Annotated in this window: 2 protein-coding genes; one reads left to right on the forward strand and one right to left on the reverse strand. The window is 62.9% G+C overall.

Annotated features, from left to right (window positions below):
* The coding region (locus R8N46_RS24550) for a MobA/MobL family protein (RefSeq protein ID WP_169702755.1) at positions 1 to 611 on the reverse strand (611 nt) is incomplete at its 3' end.
* A 182-nt stretch (positions 612 to 793) separates the two neighbouring features.
* On the opposite strand from R8N46_RS24550, the gene R8N46_RS24555 reads away from it, so the two are divergent.
* Positions 794 to 1,054 (forward strand): mobilization protein, encoded by a 261-nt coding sequence (locus tag R8N46_RS24555; protein WP_169573164.1) that lies wholly within the window; start codon positions 794 to 796, stop codon positions 1,052 to 1,054.
* The last annotated feature ends 591 nt before the right edge of the window (positions 1,055 to 1,645 follow it).

Here is a 1,645-nt window from a genome sequence, read left to right on the forward strand (position 1 = left end):
GGCAGGCGCTCGATGCCCTGCGCCTCAAGTGTTCTGTGGTCAATGCGGGCGTCGTGGCCAGCCCGCTCTAATGCCCGGTTGGCATGGTCGGCCCATGCCTCGCGGGTCTGCTCAAGCCATGCCTTGGGCTTCAGGCTCTCGGACTTCTGCGCCCCGCCCCGCTCTGGCTGTTTGGCGTTGTACCGCTTGAACCACTGGTCAGCCGGGCGCTCGATACCGTCGTTCTTCCGCTCAGAGATCATCAAGTGGCAATGGGGGTTCTCACCTTTACCGGCATGAATGGCCAGCGTATACGGCAGGCGCTCGCCCTCGGTCAGATGCCGGGCGAATTCGTCCACCAGCTCCCGCTGCTGATCTAGGGTCAGTTCGACCGGCAGGGCAAACTCAACCTCTTTGAACAGCCGCCCATTGGCGCGTTCATACAGGTCGGCAGCATCCCAGTAGTCGGCGGGGCGCTCGGCCCACTCGGGCAGGTGGCCGGACTGAGTGTGCAGCACCTCGTCACGGTCGCGGGAGTAACGGCCCTCCCGCTGGATGTAATCGGCTTTCGCCTTGGCCGACTGGCCGCCGTTCCGGCTGCCGGTCTTGGCCGTAAGGTGATAGATGGCCATAGGGGTTTAGCTCCATGCAATGGCCCTCGGAGAGCGCACAGCCCCAAAGGGGTGCCCGCAGGGCAGTTTCTCGAAGAGAAACCGGTAAGTGCGCCCTCCCGTTAGAATGACGGTCGGGGTTTGCGGTGTCTGTGCTCCGATGATAGCATGATGGCAAGCACATAACCAAGGGGAATGTCAACATGGCAAAAGCAGCGGAACGGCTCGCCAAGCTGGAAGAGCAACGGGCACGGATCAACGCCAAGATCCAGCGGGTCAGGGCACGGGAGCAGCAGCAAAAGCGCAAGGAGGACACCCGGCGCAAGGTGCTGGTAGGCGCGTGGATACTCGGCAAAGTCGAAAGCGGCGAGTGGCCAGAACAGCGCTTGCTCGATGGGCTGGACAGCTACCTAGAGCGCGACCATGACCGGGCGCTGTTCGGACTGCCACCCAAGCAGGAATAGCAGCCACAGGAGCATGGCCAGCCGGAGCCGCAAGAGGGGCAAGGGTGAGCTTCTACCGGCTGACACCTGCCGAGATCGAAGCCCTGCAGCAAGAGATGCGAGAGGCGGGCGCGACCATCAAGGCGGAGATAGCCAAGCGCAAGGTGGCCAGCATGGCCCCTGCGGGGCTTCACACGCGCCCCCGCCCTGCGGGCAGGGGTAAAGGCCGCTAAAGCGGCTAAAGGCGTCTGCGGCTTCCTGTGGCGTCTGTGCATGGGGTTTGGGTTTGCGGGCCTTGGCCCGCCTTTTCCCTACCGCGGAGCGGTGGGGGCGGTGTGTAGCCTAGCGCAGCGGATAGATCAGTTATCCGGCCTCTGGCCGGGCATTTTGGGCAAGGGCAAACAGCGCCCCACTAGGGCGCTGTTAACCGCGCCTAGTGGATTATTCTTAGATAATCATGGATGGATTTTTTCAGCACCCCGCCAGCCCCCGCCCCTGCTGGGTTTGCAGGTTTGGGGGCGTGACAGTTATTGCCGGGGTTCGTGACAGTGATGGCGGGGGGGCGTGACAGTTATTGCAGGGGGGCGTGACAGTTATTGCAGCTTTTCAAGA

The organism is Vibrio sp. 1874, assembly GCF_033344395.1.
Taxonomy (GTDB): domain Bacteria; phylum Pseudomonadota; class Gammaproteobacteria; order Enterobacterales; family Vibrionaceae; genus Vibrio; species Vibrio alginolyticus.

What these genes read in the sequence shown, in the direction of transcription:
- R8N46_RS24555 (WP_169573164.1), top strand. Translation starts at nt 794, where the DNA reads ATGGCAAAAGCAGCGGAACGGCTCGCCAAGCTGGAAGAGCAACGGGCA.